We start from the raw sequence: 14,601 nt of genomic DNA on the forward strand, positions 1-14,601 counted from the left end.
TGCTTCAGCAACTGTCCGGAGGGAAGCGATGAGCGATCCCACGGCCATCCTTCAGTTGATTTGCCCGGATCGTCCGGGGTTGGTGAGTGAGCTCTCAGGCTGGGTGGCGGCCAACGGCGGCAACATCCGCCATGCCGACCACCACACCGACCTGGGGGCGGGTCTGTTCCTGAGCAGGATCGAATGGCAGCTCGAGGGATTCGGTTTGCCGCGCGAAGCGATCGTGCCCGCCACCTCGGCCCTGGCCCAGCGGCTCGAGGGGGTGGGTCAGGTCCATTTCTCCGACGAGACGCCCCGGGTGGCGATCTTCGTGAGCAAGCAGGACCACTGTCTGGTGGACCTGCTCTGGCGCACCCGCGCCGGCGAGTTGCCGATGCAGGTGCCGCTGGTGATCTCCAACCACGGCGACCTGCGGCCGCTGGCGGAGGATTTCGGTGCCCGCTTCGAGCATCTGCCGATCAGTGCCGCCACCAGGGAGCTGGTGGAGCAGCGTCAGCTGGAGTTGCTGGCCGATGAGGGGATCGAACTGGTGGTGCTGGCCAAGTACATGCAGGTGATCAGTCCTGCTTTCCTGCAGCGCTTCGACGCCCCGGAGGCCTTTCAGCGGGTGATCAACATTCACCATTCCTTCCTGCCCGCGTTCAAGGGCGCCCAGCCCTACCACCGGGCCTGGGAGCGGGGTGTGAAACTGATCGGCGCCACGGCCCACTACGTCAGTGAAGACCTTGACGGCGGCCCGATCATCGCCCAGGCCACCGTGGGTGTGAGCCACCGCGATGAGGTGGATGATCTGATCCGCAAGGGCCGCGACACCGAGCGCTTGGCCCTGGCCCGGGCCCTGCGCCTGCACCTGCGGCGCCAGGTGATGGTCTACCGGGGCCGCACGGCGGTGTTCGATTGAGAGATGAGGGGCCGGTCGGTATGGGGCGGTTCGAGTTGATCAGGGCGCGCTGGGGTCGCCAGCTGCTGGCGGAGCGGCCTCCCCAGGCCCATCCCCTGGGCTGGCGATGCTTCCAGTTGGGTCTGTTGCTGCTCGCCTCCAGCGCCCTGTTCGGCTCCCTGCTGCTGCTGTTGGCGCTGGTGCTGGGCAGCCGCGGCCGGGAGCCGTTCTGGCGCGACCGGGTGAACCGCCTGCTGGTGCTGGCCGCCGCCCTGATGGTGCTGGGCTGCTTCACGGCCAGCAGCGGTTGGCTGGCCTGGGTGGGCCTGGGCAACTGGGTGCCCTTCTTCTGGGCGTTCTGGGGCTTCCAGCCCTACGTGGCCACGGCCGCTGCCCGGCGCAAGGCGGCCCTGTGGCTGGTGGCCGGCACGGTGCCCGTGGTGCTCACCGGTCTGGGCCAGCTGTGGTGGGGCTGGAGTGGTCCGTTCCGATCGCTCCACGGCCTGGTGGTCTGGTGGATCGAGCCGGGGGGTGACCCGCCGGGACGGCTTTCAGGCTTGTTCGACTACGCCAACATCGCCGGTGCCTGGCTGGCGCTGGCCTGGCCCCTGGCCTTGGCGGCCCTGCTGGAGCGGCGCCTGGGCTGGAAACTGCGGAGTGTTGCCCTGCTGCTGGTGCTGGGCCAGGCGGTGGCCCTCTACCTCACCGATTCCCGCAACGCCTGGGGTGCCCTGGTGCTGGCGCTGCCGGTGGTGGCCGGGCCACTCACCTGGAGCTGGCTGCTGCCCCTGCTGCTGGCTGGGTTGCTGCTGGTGGGCCTGGCCAGCCTGCCGATGGTGCCGGCGGCCCTGCAGCACGCGGCCCGGGTGCTGGTGCCCGATCCGATCTGGGTGCGGCTCAGCGATGCCAACTTCGCCGGTCAGCGGCCCCTGGCGATCACGCGATTGAGCCAGTGGTCGGTGGCCGTGGGCCTGATCGCCGAGCGCCCCTGGCTGGGGTGGGGGGCGGCGGCCTTCAGCGTGATTTATCCCCTGCGCACGGGCCACTGGCATGGCCATCCCCACAACCTGCCGATCGATCTGGCCCTCAGCCATGGGCTGCCGGTGGCGGCCCTGTTGGTGGGCCTGGTGCTCTGGCTGTTGATCCGGGCCTGGAGGCTGGGGATGACCGCTGCCCCGGTCTTCGAGCGGGCCTGGTGGGCCTCGGCCCTGGTGCTGGTGGCCCTCCATGCCACCGACATGCCCTTTTACGACAGCCGCATCAACGTCGCCGGCTGGATCCTGCTGGCGGGCCTACGCCGCTTCGAGGGCCGGCCCGGCCGGATCGAGGGCGCTGCGGCGATGGCCGGCGAGGGTGGACTTGGGCAGGGGACCCTCCAGGTGGTCCCAGGGGAGCACCCGCAGGGGATCCCAGCTGTCGTGGATCACCTCCCCCCAGGGGGGCAGCGGGGCTGATCCTGGCTCGGGGCCCTGCTCCACCAGCTCCCGGTAGGTGCTTTTCCAGCCCCCCAGGCTTTCGTGGCGGCCGCGCACGGCGGCAATCACCGGCGCCAGGCGCCGATCGCTGCGCGAGAGCAGGGCCTGGATCACGCTCCAGCCGTAGCTCTCGGGCCGCAGTTCGATGCCCCTGGGCTTGAGGCGCTTGGCCAGCAACTTGAGGCGCTTCTCGGCCTCAGGGCGCACCCCTTCCCATTGGAACGGTGTGTGGGCCTTGGGCACGAAGGTGCTCACCCCCAGCGACAGCCTCAGCCCGGGGGTGGCTTTTTTGAGGGCCAGCAGCAGCTCGGCGGTGGCCTCGACGTCCGCCTCCTCCTCACTCGGCAGCCCGGCCATGCCGTAGAGCTTCAGGCCCGTGAGGCCACCTTCTCTGGCGTAACGGGCGGCGGCGAAGATCTCCTCGCCGCTCAGCTTCTTGTTCACCACCTGGCGCATGCGCTCGCTGCCGCTTTCGATCGCGATCGTCAGTGATTTGCTGCCGCGCTTGGCCAGGATCCGCCCCAGCTGGGGGGTGACCGTGGCGGCCCGCACCGAACTCACACTGAGGCGTATCCCATCGAAACGGTCAGCATCCAGCCAGCCCAGCAGATCTCCGAACTGAGGGTGCTGGGTCACAGAGGCCCCCAGCAGCCCCAGCCGCTGGGTGGCCCCCAGCCCCTTCTCCACCGCCGGGATCAGGCCGTCGTCGAGGGAGGGGGTACGAAAGGGCAGGGTGAGGTAACTGGCCAGGCAGAAGCGGCAGAGCTCCGGGCAGCTGCGCACCACCTCGACCATGTGAATCGAGGGCCAGGCCGCCTCGGGGGTGATCACGGTGGAATGGCTGAGGGTGTTGCCGCCCCAGGTCTGCTTGGCCACGGTGGCGGGGATGCCCGGCTCGATCGGCTCAACGGCCAGCAACCGGCCATCGGAGCCATAGCGGGGGGCGTAGAGCGAGGGCACATAGATCCCAGGCACCTGGGCCAGGGCCCGCAGGCGCTCGGCCCTGGGCGCGCTTCGGTGCGCCTGCACGGCGTCGATGAAGGCGGGCAGCAGCAGCTCCCCATCCCCCAGCAGCACCGCATCGAAGAAGGGGGCCAGGGGTTCTGGGTTGGCGGTGAGCACCGGACCGCCGCCGAACACGAGCGGGTCCGTCTCATGGCGATCGTGGCTCCAGATCGGGATGCGCTGTTGCTCCAGCAGGTCCAGCAGAACAGGGCCGTCCAGCTCCCAGCTCAAGGAGAGCCCGAATAGATCGAGACCGCCCCTGCCTTTCTGGTGCGGTGGGTCCCCCTGGTCGGTGAACAGCCGCCGCACATCCACATCGGGGCGTCGGGCCAGGGTCGCCCAGACCACCTGGAAGCCCAGGCTGGTGATCCCCACGGAATAGGTGCTGGGGAAGGCCAGCACCGTGCGCAGGGCATCGGCCGCCGGGGTGGCGGGCTCGAACAGCAGGGTTTCCTGGTTCAGTGGAGGTGGGAGGTCGTCACTCCCCCCAGCGTGTCACCGCCCCGAGCCTCCTGGGTGGAAGCAGGCCTGCGCCTACTGGCCCATCAGCCCCGAGAGGGGGCCGATCAGGCCGCTGATGGCGGAGCTGGCGGCAGCCTTGTCCGGGGTGGCGCCCGCGAAGGTGCTGGTCACCTTGGCGGCGGCGGCCTCGATGGCGGGGAACTTGTCACCGGCGAGGGGCTTGATCACCGGAGCCGCCTTCTCCCAGAGCCCTTTGAAGCCAGCGATGGTGGTAGAGGCTCCGGCCAGATTGCCGCCCTCCACCTCACCCTGGCCTTTCTTGAGCAGCTCCAGCACCGGGTTCACCGCGGGCGCCAGGGCGCCTTGGGCGCCGGCCGTGGCGGCGGTCTTGGCCGCATCGACGGCACCGGAGGCCGCATCCTTGACGGTGTCGGCGGTCCTGGAGCAGCCGCTGAGGACGAGTGCACCGGCCAAGGCGGCGGAGGCGGCCAGGTTCAAGCTGAAGCGGAACGGATGGGTCATCCCAAGGCATGAGGGGGGTCCGTCCGCAACGTAGGGAGGTCTCTTGGGCCCGAAGGACCCCGTCGCGAGTTGTTACTCCTGCTACAAGGTTCTGCTCAAACCGCGGCCAGCACCTGGGCCTGTTCCGCGCTGCTCACCACCCGTCCGTCATCCGCGAAGCCCTCGATCTGGTCGAAGTTGAGGTAGCGGTAGAGCTCGCCTGAGAGGGGATCGATCTTGGCGGCCGCAATCTCCAGGTACTCGGCCGGGCTGGGGATGCGGCCCAGCAGGGCGCAGACCGCCGCCAGCTCGGCGCTGCCCAGGTACACCTGGGCGCCGTTGCCGAGGCGGTTGTTGAAGTTGCGCGTGCTGGTGGAGAACACGGTGGTGTTGTCTTCCACCCGGGCCTGGTTGCCCATGCAGAGTGAGCATCCGGGCAGCTCCATGCGGGCGCCGGCGGCCTCGAACTTGGCGGTGTAACCCTCGGCGCGCAGCACCTCGTCGTCCATGCGGGTGGGGGGGCAGACCCACAGCCGCGCGGCGCTGGTGCCGGCTCCATCGAGCACCGTGGCGGCGGCGCGGTAATGGCCGATGTTGGTCATGCAGGAGCCGATGAACACCTCATCGATCCGCTCGCCCACCACTTCACTGAGAAGTTTGACGTTGTCGGGGTCATTGGGGCAGGCCAGCACCGGTTCGCTGAGCTCATCGAGGTTGATCTCGATCACCTCGGCATACTCCGCATCCGCATCGGCGCCCATCAGCTGGGGATCCGCCAGCCAGGCCTCCATCGCCTGGATCCGCCGGGCCATGGTGCGGGCGTCGGCGTAGCCGCGGGCGATCATGTTCTTGAGCAGTGCCACGTTGCTGCGCAGGTACTCGGCGACGGTGGCTTCCGAGAGCTTGATCGTGCAGCCGGCACAGGAGCGCTCGGCGGAGGCATCCGTTAACTCAAACGCCTGCTCCAGCTTGAGATCGGGCAGCCCCTCGATTTCCAGGATGCGGCCGGAGAAGACGTTCTTCTTGTTGGCCTTCTCCACGGTGAGCAGACCCTTCTGGATCGCCACCCAGGGGATGGCGTTGACCACGTCCCGCAGGGTGATGCCGGGCTGCAACGAGCCCGTGAAGCGCACCAGCACCGATTCGGGCATGTCGAGGGGCATGGCGCCGATGGCGGCAGCGAAGGCCACCAGCCCCGAGCCGGCAGGAAAGGAGATGCCCAGGGGGAAGCGGGTGTGGCTGTCGCCGCCGGTGCCCACGGTGTCGGGCAGGAGCATGCGGTTCAGCCAGCTGTGGATGATGCCGTCGCCGGGGCGCAGGGCGACGCCGCCGCGGGAGGCCATGAAATCGGGCAGCTCGGCGTGGGTTTTGAGGTCGACCGGCTTGGGGTAGGCGGCGGTGTGGCAGAAGCTCTGCAGCACCAGATCAGCTGAGAAGCCCAGGCAGGCGAGTTCCTTCATCTCATCGCGGGTCATCGGTCCAGTGGTGTCCTGGGAGCCGACGGTGGTCATCAGCGGTTCGCAGCTGGTGCCGGGGCGTACGCCGCTCAGGCCGCAGGCCTTGCCCACCATCTTCTGGGCCAGGGTGAAACCCTTGCCGGTGTCGGCGGGAGCCACGGGGCGGATGAACAGATCGCTGGGCGCCAGCCCCAGCTGGGCGCGCACCTTGTCGGTCAGCGAGCGGCCGATCAGCAGCGGGATGCGGCCTCCGGCGCGCACCTCATCGGTGATCGTGCTGGGCTTGAGCTCGAAGCGGGCCACCAGCTCGCCGGCGCCGGGTTCCCCCGCGGCCCGCTCGATCGTGCCGGCGTAGGGGCGGATCGTGATCACATCGCCGGTGTTCAGGGCGCTGACGTCGCACTCGACCGGCAGGGCGCCGGAATCCTCAGCGGTGTTGAAGAAGATCGGCGCGATCTTGCCGCCGAGCACCACGCCGCCGCTGCGCTTGTTGGGCACATGGGGGATGTCGGTGCCGGTGTGCCAGAGCACCGAGTTGATCGCTGATTTGCGCGAACTGCCGGTGCCCACCACATCGCCCACGTAGGCGACGGGGTATCCCTTGGTCTTGAGCTGCTCGATCAGCGCCAGCCCGCCCGGCATGCGGGTTTCCAGCATCGCCATGGCGTGCAGGGGGATGTCGGGCCGGGTGGTGGCGTGGGTGGCGGGCGAGAGGTCGTCGGTGTTGGTTTCCCCTTCCACCTTGAACACCGTGACCGTGATCGCGGCGGGCAGATCCGGCTTGGCGGTGAACCACTCGGCGGCGGCCCAGGAATCGACCACCCGCTTCGCCCAGGGGTTCGTTTCCGCCAGCTCCAGCACGTCGTGGAAGGAGTCGTAGACCAGCAGGGTGCGGCAAAGACCGGTGGCGGCCTCGGCGGCGATGGCTGGATCGGCGCTGGAGAGCAGCTCGATCAGGGCGCCGACGTTGTAGCCGCCGATCATGGTGGCCAGCAGGCGGGTGGCCTCGATCGGGCTCACCAGGGGGCTCGCGCTCAGCCCCTGGGCGATGGCGCTCAACCAGCTGGCCTTCACATAGGCCGCCTCATCCACTCCCGGGGGGATGCGTTCGCTGAGCAGATGCAGCAGAAAGCCCTGCTCACCGGCGGGGGGCTGCTCCAGCAGTTCTGTGAGGGCCTGGGTCTGGGCGGCATCCAGGGCCAGGGCCGGCACCCCCTGCGCCTCGCGATCAAGGGCGGCCTGGCGGTAGGCAGCAAGCATCACAGCGGTTCGATCTCAGCCCATTGTTCTTGGCCGCCGGACCGGCTTTGGTGACGATGGCTTCCAAAGCGACTGTTTAGGCTGGACGATTGGCCCGACCAGGAGACCGTCCCGGCATGATCCCCACCTCCGATTTGCACGTGGTGGAGACCCGCCCCCTGGTCGCTCCCGCCCTGCTGCACCGGGAGCTTCCCCTCACCGACAAGGCGGCCAGCACGGTGCTGGGGGCGCGGGAGCGCATCAAGGCGATCCTGCGGGGCGAGGACAGCCGCCTGCTGGTGATCGTGGGGCCCTGCTCGGTCCATGACGTGGCCGCCGCCAAGGAGTACGCCACCGCCATCGCCGAGCTGCACCAGCGTCACCGCCACCAGCTGGAGGTGGTGATGCGGGTGTATTTCGAGAAACCCCGCACCACCGTGGGCTGGAAGGGCCTGATCAACGACCCTCACCTCGATCACAGCTACGACATCAACACCGGCCTGCGCCTGGCCCGGGGGCTGCTGCTGCATCTCGCTGAGCTGGGCCTGCCCGCCGCCACCGAACTGCTGGATCCTGTGGTGCCCCAGTACATCGCCGATCTGATCAGCTGGACCGCCATCGGCGCCCGCACCACCGAGAGCCAGACCCACCGGGAGATGGCCTCGGGGCTGTCGATGCCGATCGGATTCAAAAACAGCACCGACGGCAGCGCCGCCACCGCCATCCATGCCATGGAGGCCGCGGCCCGCCCCCACCATTTCCTGGGCATCAATGCCCTTGGCCAGGCGGCGATCGTCACCACCACCGGCAACCCCGACGGTCATCTGGTGCTGCGGGGCGGCAAGGGCGGCACCAACTACCACCAGGAGGCGGTGGAGGAGTCGGCCGCTGCCCTGGCCAAGGCCGGCCTGCCCGCCCGGGTGATGGTGGACTGCAGCCACGGCAACTCGAACAAGGACTACCGCCGCCAGGGGGAGGTGGCGGAGCAGGTGGCCGAGCAGCTGCGCTCGGGTTCGCGCCACGTGATGGGGGTGATGATCGAGAGCCATCTGGTGGGCGGTAGCCAGAAGATTCCCGCCGATCTGAGCCAGCTCACCTACGGCCAGAGCATCACCGATGCCTGCATCGACCTGGCCACCACCCGTGGGCTGCTGGAGCAGCTTGGATCGGCTGTGGCCAAGGCGCAGTCTGGGTTGATGGCGTCGGTTTGAGTGATTGGCACTCGGCTGACTCGAGTGCCAGCTTGACATCAACCAGCGCAAACTGTTCCTGCTGAACAGAGTCTTTGGCCATCGTCTTTAGGGTGCGTTGGATCCACTCAACGCAGGCCCAGCCATGGTCTATTTCCTGCAGTTCTGCGGCTTTTCCAATCCGCTCCAGGTGTTTCACCTCGAGCAGAGCGCGGTCGCCCGTGGCCCCGCCTATGCCGGCTTCCGCCCCTTTCAGCTCGACGACCTGCTGGATTGGGCCCTCAGCGCCGCCCAGCTGAGGAACTGGGACGCCGATGTCATCCAGAGCATGGTGCTGGCGGAGTGGATGGAGCGGTCCGAGGCGATCCGCCAGTGGCAACGGCGGCTGCGTCAGGAGCCCTCCGACCGGCTGCTGGTGGCGGCCCTGGGTAGCGAAGCCGATTGGCGCGATCGCTGTGAGCAGTTGCTCAGGTGCTGAGCTGACTCCAGAGCACACCCACCGCCACCGGCACCGTGAAGTTGTCGAGGCCGGCCACGGCGATCTGCTCCAGCAGGGTGGCGACGAGGGTGATCAGCAGCAAGGCCGGTGCGGCCGCAGCCCAGGTGCTGGGGCCGGTGCCGCTGGCCAGGCTGAGGGCCGTCAGCACGGCCAGGCTGGCGGCGGCCATGGTGGCCGTGCCCAGCAGGGATTTGCGTTGGCCCCAGAGGGTCCAGCCGGGGGAGCGAAAGCCGGTCCCAAGCAGGCCGGCCAGGCCATCCCCCACGGCCATCACCAGCACCCCTGCCGCCACGGCCTCCGGCTGCTGCGGCCAGAACAGGGCCAACAGCAGGCTGATCGAGGCCCCGTAGGCGATCGTGCCGTAGCTGCGGCGACCCACGTCTTCGATCGCCCCCAGCAGCCGGAAGCGGTGATTGAGGCTGGTGAGGAGGGTGGCGATGAGGGCGGCCCCCAGGGCGATGGTGCGGTTGATGCCGAAGCCCCAGGCCAGCAGCACCACCGCACCGGAGCCGATGTGAACCAGCTTGCGGCTCCACTCCTTCTGCTCCGGCCAGCGGGAGCGCAGCAACAGGGCTCCGCCCGACACGAAGGCCAGCCACAGGGCCACCGCACAGACCCCCAGCAGCTGCCGCTGCGTGTCGGGCGCCATCAAGGGATCAGGCGGCCTGTTGGTAGTTGGTCATCAGGCGCAGCTTGAGGATCGCCTTGGCTTCCAGTTGGCGCACCCGTTCGCGGGAGACGTTGATCTGGCGGCCGATCTCGGCAAGGGTGAGCGGTTCGGCCCCTTCCAGACCGAAGCGCAGCTTGAGGATCTTCTGCTCCCGCTCGTTGAGCTGGGAGAGCCAGGCACTGAGGTGCTCCTTCTGGATGCTGCGGTCCATGGAATCCATGGGCTCGGTGCTGGCCGGGTCGGCGATCAGCTCCCCGAGGGTGCTGCGGTCGTCCTCACCGCGGGCGTGGGCATCGAGGGAGGCGCAGGGTGCGCTCTGGGCGATCAGATCCTCCAGTTCCTTGGGGGGGATGCCCATGGCATGGGCCAGCTCCAGCCGGTTGGGTTGGCGGCCGAAGCGGTGGGAGAGTTCCCGGGTGATGCGACGCATCTTCGAAAGCTTTTCACTGACGTGAATCGGCAGGCGAATCGTGCGGGCGCTGTTGTCGATGGCCCGGGTCATTCCTTGGCGGATCCACCAGTAGGCGTAGGTGGAGAACTTGTACCCCATGGCGGGATCGAACTTGTCGACGGCCCGCTCCAGGCCGATGGCCCCTTCTTGCACCAAATCGAGGAGCTCGAGCCCCTGGTTCTGGTACTTCTTGGCCACACTCACCACCAGCCGCAGGTTGGCGGCCATCATGCGGTCCCGGGCACGGGTGCCCATGCGGATCTGGTGGCGCTGGCGGGGCGTGAGTGTTTCGGCAGGCAGCTCGTTCAGGCGCTTCATGGCCTGAACGTGATGGGCCAGTTCGATCTCTTCCGCTGCGGTGAGCAGCGGCACCCGGCCGATGGTGCTGAGATACCAACCGATGGAATCGGCACTCAGGCGACCCGCAGGGCGGGCGGCCGCACGGGAAGATTTCTTGCGTTCAGCCGGTGCGTTGGTAGCGCTGTCCGTGGCTTCGACAACAGGATCTGACGTCGAAGACGAACGCACAGGCGTCGCCTTCTCCGTGGATCGCAGAGGTGTCCCCATCACCCCGAGCTCCATATTTGATTTGCGCGGAATGTAGCACTGTGGCGGAGAAAACAACGGGCCAAAAGCGCAGAGTTCCTTAATTGTCCACAAAGTTTCCTTGCGGATGCGTTTGGATGGCTAAGGATTTTGTCGTCTTCAGCACACTTCTGCGCTTTTTGATTCGCATGCGCAGGCGATCTGCATCACTGATCTGTGCCACTGATCGGCATCAGTCATCGGCATCAGTGATCTGGATCCTTCAGCTCCAGCCCATGGCTTGCTCAGCCTGTGACCGGTTCGTCTGGTAGGCGGCTGCTCCGGTTTCGATCAACTGCGGGCGCTGAAACCACCTCGCCAGGTCTCGATCAGCTCCTTCTGCACCGCCCGTTGTTCGTCCTCCGGCTGGCGCCGCTCGAAGCTGCCGTCGCTGTGCATGTCCCAGGCGCTGCTGTTGTCGCCGAGATACGCCTCCAGCAGTTGTTCCAGTTGCCATTGCAACTGGGAATCCTCCACCGGTGTGATCGCCTCCACTCGCCGGTCCAGGTTGCGGGGCATCCAGTCGGCGCTGCCGATGAAGAACTCCGGTTCACCGCCATTGGCAAACGAGAACAGGCGCGAGTGCTCCAGGAAGCGACCGATCACGCTGCTGACGCGAATGTTGTCGCTCACCCCCTCGACCCCGGGGCGGAGGCTGCACATGCCCCGCACCACCAGATCGATCTGCACGCCGGCCTGGGAGGCCTCGTAGAGCAGGGCGATGAGGCGCGGGTCCACCAGGGCGTTCATCTTGGCCTTGATCGCTCCGCCCCGGCCCTCGAGGGCGTGAAGTGTTTCCCGCTCGATCAGCGCCTCCATCCCCTTGCGCAGGGTGACCGGGGCCACCAGCAGCCGGCGGAAGCTCTGCTGCTTGGAGAAGCCGGTGAGGTAGTTGAACAGTTCCACAAGGTCCTGGCCGATCTTCGGGTTGGCCGTGAGCAGGCCCAGATCGGTGTAGAGCGTGGAGGTCTTGGAGTTGTAGTTGCCGGTGCCGATGTGGGCGTAGCTGCGCAGTCGTTCCTTTTCCTTGCGCACCACCAGCATGATCTTGGTGTGGGTCTTGAGCCCGAGCACGCCGTAGACCACGTGCACGCCGGAGCGCTCCAGCTGCCGAGCCCACTGAATGTTGTTGTCCTCGTCGAAACGGGCCTTGAGCTCCACCAGGGCCATCACCTGTTTACCGTTCTCGGCGGCGCGAATCAGCGCCGCGATCACCGGCGAATCCTTTGAGGTGCGGTACAGCGTCATCTTGATCGCCAGCACCGAGGAATCGTCGGCGGCCTGACCGATGAACTCCTCCACCGACGTCGAGAACAGATCGAAGGGGTGGTGCAGCAGCACGTCGCCCCGGCGCAGCACCGAGAACACGCTCTCAAATTCCTCGGCCTTGATCGAGCCGTCCTCCAGGCGGTTCTTCTGGGCCCGGGCCAGGGCGGGGTGGGTGCGGCCCTTGTGGGGTTTGTCCTTGAGCTTGGGCAGGGGGATCGACAACAGGCTCATCAGGTCATCGAGACCCAGAGGCCCATTGATCCGGTAGAGGTCGTCGGCCTCCACGTCGGTGCCCTCCATCAGAAGCTCCACCACCTCATCGGGCATCTCATCGGCCACCTCCAGCCGCACCACCTCGCCGCCCCGGCGCCGTTTGCGCAGGCCCTCCTGCAGGGCCTCCATCAGGTCGTCGGCCTCGAGGTCACGAAGTTCCAGGTCGGCGTCGCGGGTGACCCGGAAGAAGTAGTGCCCCTCGATCGTCATGCCGGGGAACAGCAGCTGCAGGTTGAAGGCCACCACCTGTTCCAGGGGCACGGCGGTGAAGATCGGGGCCGGCTCCCGGGTGCAGAGCTCGGTGGGGATCGTCACGAACCGGGGCAGGTTCTTCTGCGGCACCTTCACCCGGGCGAACTGCTGCTGGCCGGTGTCTGGGTCACGGATCAGGGCCGCCACATTGAGGCTGAGGTTGCTGATGAAGGGAAAGGGGTGGGCCGGATCAACCGCCAGGGGCGTGAGCACCGGAAAGATGGCGGTCTGGAAGTAGTCGTTGACCCAGGTCTTCTGGTGGGCATTGAGCCGTTCGTAGTCGATCAGCTGGACGCCGTGTTCCGCGAGCTGGTGCTTGAGGTAGAGGCGGTAGTGCTCCTGCTGCTGCCCCAGCAGGGGGCGCAGGGTTTCACGGATGATCTTGAGTTGTTGCAACGGCGTGTGGCCGTCGTCGCTGAGGCTGCCGACGCCCGCCTCCACCTGCGACTTCAGGGACGCCACGCGCACCATGAAGAACTCATCGAGGTTGTTGCTGAAAATCGCGCTGAATTTGGCCTGCTCCAGCAGCGGGGTGTGCTCGCTCAGCGCCTGGGCCAGCACCCGCTGGTTGAAGGCGATCCAGCTCAGTTCACGGTTGATGTAGAGCTCCGGCGCCACCATGGGTTCGCTCATGGTGGCTCTCGCATCGCCCGAAAGGTTCAGGGTGTCAACGTAGCAATCAACCTTGGCTGCTTTCGGTGTTGGAGCTGCTTGCCAAAGGACCGGAACTAGGCAAGCCACCGGCCACCAGGGCGGCCACCGCAGTCAGCAGGCCCATGCTCAGCCAGAAGGGACTGGTGTGACCCGTGAGTTCGTAGGCCAGGCCCGCCAGGGGTGGCCCCAGGAAACTGCCCAGGCTCTGCAGACCTTGCAGGCTGCCCAGGGCGGCCCCCTGGCCGCTGCTGTCGAGGCGGCGGGAGACCAGGCTGCGCAGGCAGGGGGTGACCAGGCCCGTACCCAACGCCAGCACCGCCACGGCGCTGAACACCACCGGCTGGGCGTTGGCTTTGGTGGCCAGCGGGACCAGCAGGCAGCCGGCGATCACGAAGCCCAGGCCCGCCAGGGTGAGGCGCCATTCGCCGAAGCGCTTCACCAGCGGCCCGATCAGGCCACCCTGCACCACCGTGGCCACCACGCCCACGATCAGAAAGGCGGTGCCGGCCAGGGCCGGCCCCCAGTCGAAGGCCTGCTTGAAATAGAGCACCAGCACGGCGGTGAAGCCGTTGAAGGCCAGGAAGAACAGGAAGAAGGCCAGGCAGAGGCGGCGCACCTGGGGGTTGGTGAACACCTTGCGCAGGGCGCTGAAGGGGTTGAGCTCGCGCCGGCGTGGCATCGGCTGGCGGGCTTCGGGGGGGTGGGTTTCCGGCAGCAGGGTCAGCACCAGCACCAGGTTCGCGGCGGCGAAGCCCACCGCCACCAGCACCGGCAGGTTCACGTTGATCTCCCCCAGCCGGCCCCCCAGGCCAGGACCGAGGATGAAGCCCAGCCCGAAGGCCACACCGATCAGACCAAAGGCCTTGGCCCGCTTCTCCGGCGGGGAGATGTCGGCGAGCACGGCCCCGGCGGTGGCGGCGGTGCCGCCGCTGACCCCATCGATCAGACGGGCCACGAACAGCAGACCCAGGGGGAGGCTGGTGCCGGCCGCCCAGGGGATTCGGGCCCAGTCGGTGGCGACGGTGAGGGCAAACAGCCCCAGGCCCAGCACCGAGCCGGCCACGCATAGGGCGATCACTGGCTTGCGGCCGTAGCGGTCGCTGAGGGCGCCGATCAGGGGGGTGGCGGTGAACTGGGCCAGGGCGTAGCTGCCCGCCAGCAGGCCCAGGGTGCGGCCGTCGTTGCTGAAACTGGCCAGCAGGAAGGGCAGCAACGGAAAGACGATGCTTTCCCCCATGCGGTCGTTCAGCAGGGTGACGAAGGCGCAGAGGTAGGTGGAGGGCCGGGCGAGGCGCAAGGACGACGGTGCCGAGGAGATCTTCAGGCTCCCATGGGGCCGCCAGAGCGCCATAGGGTTGGATCCGATCGAAGCGAGGGGACGCCCGTGGTTCAGCCGGTGTTCGTGACCACCACCTTCAGCATCGAGGGCTATGCGATCAAGGAGTACCTGGGAATCGTGCGCGGCATCGTGGTGCGTTCACCCACCCTGCTGCAGGGCTTTTTCGGCGGGCTGAAATCGATGATCGGCGGCCGCATCGGCGCCTACACCGAGATGTGCGAGCAGACCCGGCAACAGGCCTACGAGCAGATGATCAGCCATGCCCGCAAGCTCGGGGCCAACGCGATCGTGGGTACCCGCTACGACGGCTCGGAGGTGGAGAGCGGAGCCTCGGCGGCCACCGAGGTGCTCTGCTATGGCACGGCGGTGGTGATCGAGAAGCTGGAGTGAGGCGCCAGGG

11 protein-coding genes and 1 pseudogene are annotated in these 14,601 nt (G+C 67.6%); 5 read left to right on the top strand and 7 right to left on the bottom strand.

Translation table 11 applies throughout. From position 1 onward, the window contains the following. Positions 1-28 precede the first annotated feature (28 nt). Positions 29-901, top strand: a complete 873-nt coding sequence (gene purU / locus KBZ13_RS11645) for a formyltetrahydrofolate deformylase (protein WP_255009327.1) — start codon at positions 29-31, stop codon at positions 899-901. A 20-nt stretch (positions 902-921) separates the two neighbouring features. Beyond that, positions 922-2,178: pseudogene (locus tag KBZ13_RS11650) on the top strand (O-antigen ligase family protein); the annotation flags it as partial. On the opposite strand, the gene KBZ13_RS15745 reads toward KBZ13_RS11650, so the two are convergent. The 3 genes from KBZ13_RS15745 to acnB all read right to left on the bottom strand — a co-directional run bounded on the left by KBZ13_RS15745 (position 2,173) and on the right by acnB (position 7,040). Next, positions 2,173-3,762: a radical SAM protein gene (locus KBZ13_RS15745; RefSeq protein WP_315859628.1), complete on the bottom strand. Its 1,590-nt coding sequence runs from the start codon at positions 3,760-3,762 to the stop codon at positions 2,173-2,175. The pseudogene KBZ13_RS11650 and the gene KBZ13_RS15745 overlap by 6 nt on opposite strands. 132 nt (positions 3,763-3,894) lie before the next feature. Then, positions 3,895-4,344, bottom strand: a complete 450-nt coding sequence (locus KBZ13_RS11660) for a hypothetical protein (protein ID WP_255009331.1) — start codon at positions 4,342-4,344, stop codon at positions 3,895-3,897. 95 nt (positions 4,345-4,439) lie between these two features. Further along, a complete protein-coding gene (acnB, locus tag KBZ13_RS11665; protein ID WP_255009333.1) occupies positions 4,440-7,040 on the bottom strand; it encodes a bifunctional aconitate hydratase 2/2-methylisocitrate dehydratase in 2,601 nt (866 codons plus the stop codon). 116 nt (positions 7,041-7,156) lie between these two features. Here acnB and KBZ13_RS11670 point away from each other — a divergent pair, with 116 nt between their 5' ends. Further along, on the top strand, positions 7,157-8,230 hold the full coding sequence (locus KBZ13_RS11670; RefSeq protein ID WP_255009335.1) for a 3-deoxy-7-phosphoheptulonate synthase: 1,074 nt from the start codon (positions 7,157-7,159) through the stop codon (positions 8,228-8,230). A gap of 124 nt (positions 8,231-8,354) precedes the next feature. Beyond that, the gene (locus KBZ13_RS11675) at positions 8,355-8,687 is read left to right on the top strand and encodes a hypothetical protein (RefSeq protein ID WP_255009336.1); all 333 of its coding nucleotides are present in this window, start codon (positions 8,355-8,357) and stop codon (positions 8,685-8,687) included. Here the strand turns inward: KBZ13_RS11675 and KBZ13_RS11680 are convergent. The 4 genes from KBZ13_RS11680 to KBZ13_RS11695 form a co-directional block, all read right to left on the bottom strand. Then, entirely contained in the window at positions 8,677-9,357 is a 681-nt protein-coding gene (locus tag KBZ13_RS11680) for a diacylglycerol/polyprenol kinase family protein (RefSeq protein ID WP_255009338.1), read from the bottom strand. The genes KBZ13_RS11675 and KBZ13_RS11680 overlap by 11 nt on opposite strands. A 7-nt stretch (positions 9,358-9,364) precedes the next feature. After that, the gene (locus KBZ13_RS11685; RefSeq protein ID WP_255009339.1) at positions 9,365-10,396 is read right to left on the bottom strand and encodes an RpoD/SigA family RNA polymerase sigma factor; all 1,032 of its coding nucleotides are present in this window, start codon (positions 10,394-10,396) and stop codon (positions 9,365-9,367) included. 309 nt (positions 10,397-10,705) lie between these two features. Further along, positions 10,706-12,841 (bottom strand): polyphosphate kinase 1, encoded by a 2,136-nt coding sequence (ppk1, locus tag KBZ13_RS11690; RefSeq protein WP_255009341.1) that lies wholly within the window; start codon positions 12,839-12,841, stop codon positions 10,706-10,708. A gap of 46 nt (positions 12,842-12,887) precedes the next feature. Further along, positions 12,888-14,159, bottom strand: coding sequence for an MFS transporter (locus KBZ13_RS11695; RefSeq protein ID WP_255009343.1), 1,272 nt, complete (start codon positions 14,157-14,159; stop codon positions 12,888-12,890). An 87-nt stretch (positions 14,160-14,246) separates the two neighbouring features. Between KBZ13_RS11695 and KBZ13_RS11700 the strand changes: the two genes are divergently transcribed. After that, a complete protein-coding gene (locus KBZ13_RS11700) occupies positions 14,247-14,591 on the top strand; it encodes a YbjQ family protein (protein ID WP_255009344.1) in 345 nt (114 codons plus the stop codon). Positions 14,592-14,601: the final 10 nt, after the last annotated feature.

Origin of the sequence: Cyanobium sp. ATX 6F1, from assembly GCF_024346315.1 — a bacterium.
Classification (GTDB): domain Bacteria; phylum Cyanobacteriota; class Cyanobacteriia; order PCC-6307; family Cyanobiaceae; genus ATX-6F1.

Bases quoted from the DNA above. Each gene is read 5' to 3' on its own strand.
- purU (WP_255009327.1), top strand. From the start codon at position 29: ATGAGCGATCCCACGGCCATCCTTCAGTTGATTTGCCCGGATCGTCCG.
- acnB (WP_255009333.1), bottom strand. From the start codon at position 7,040: ATGCTTGCTGCCTACCGCCAGGCCGCCCTTGATCGCGAGGCGCAGGGG.
- KBZ13_RS11670 (WP_255009335.1), top strand. From the start codon at position 7,157: ATGATCCCCACCTCCGATTTGCACGTGGTGGAGACCCGCCCCCTGGTC.
- KBZ13_RS11680 (WP_255009338.1), bottom strand. From the start codon at position 9,357: ATGGCGCCCGACACGCAGCGGCAGCTGCTGGGGGTCTGTGCGGTGGCC.
- KBZ13_RS11675 (WP_255009336.1), top strand. From the start codon at position 8,355: ATGGTCTATTTCCTGCAGTTCTGCGGCTTTTCCAATCCGCTCCAGGTG.
- KBZ13_RS11660 (WP_255009331.1), bottom strand. From the start codon at position 4,344: ATGACCCATCCGTTCCGCTTCAGCTTGAACCTGGCCGCCTCCGCCGCC.
- KBZ13_RS11685 (WP_255009339.1), bottom strand. From the start codon at position 10,396: ATGGGGACACCTCTGCGATCCACGGAGAAGGCGACGCCTGTGCGTTCG.
- ppk1 (WP_255009341.1), bottom strand. From the start codon at position 12,841: ATGAGCGAACCCATGGTGGCGCCGGAGCTCTACATCAACCGTGAACTG.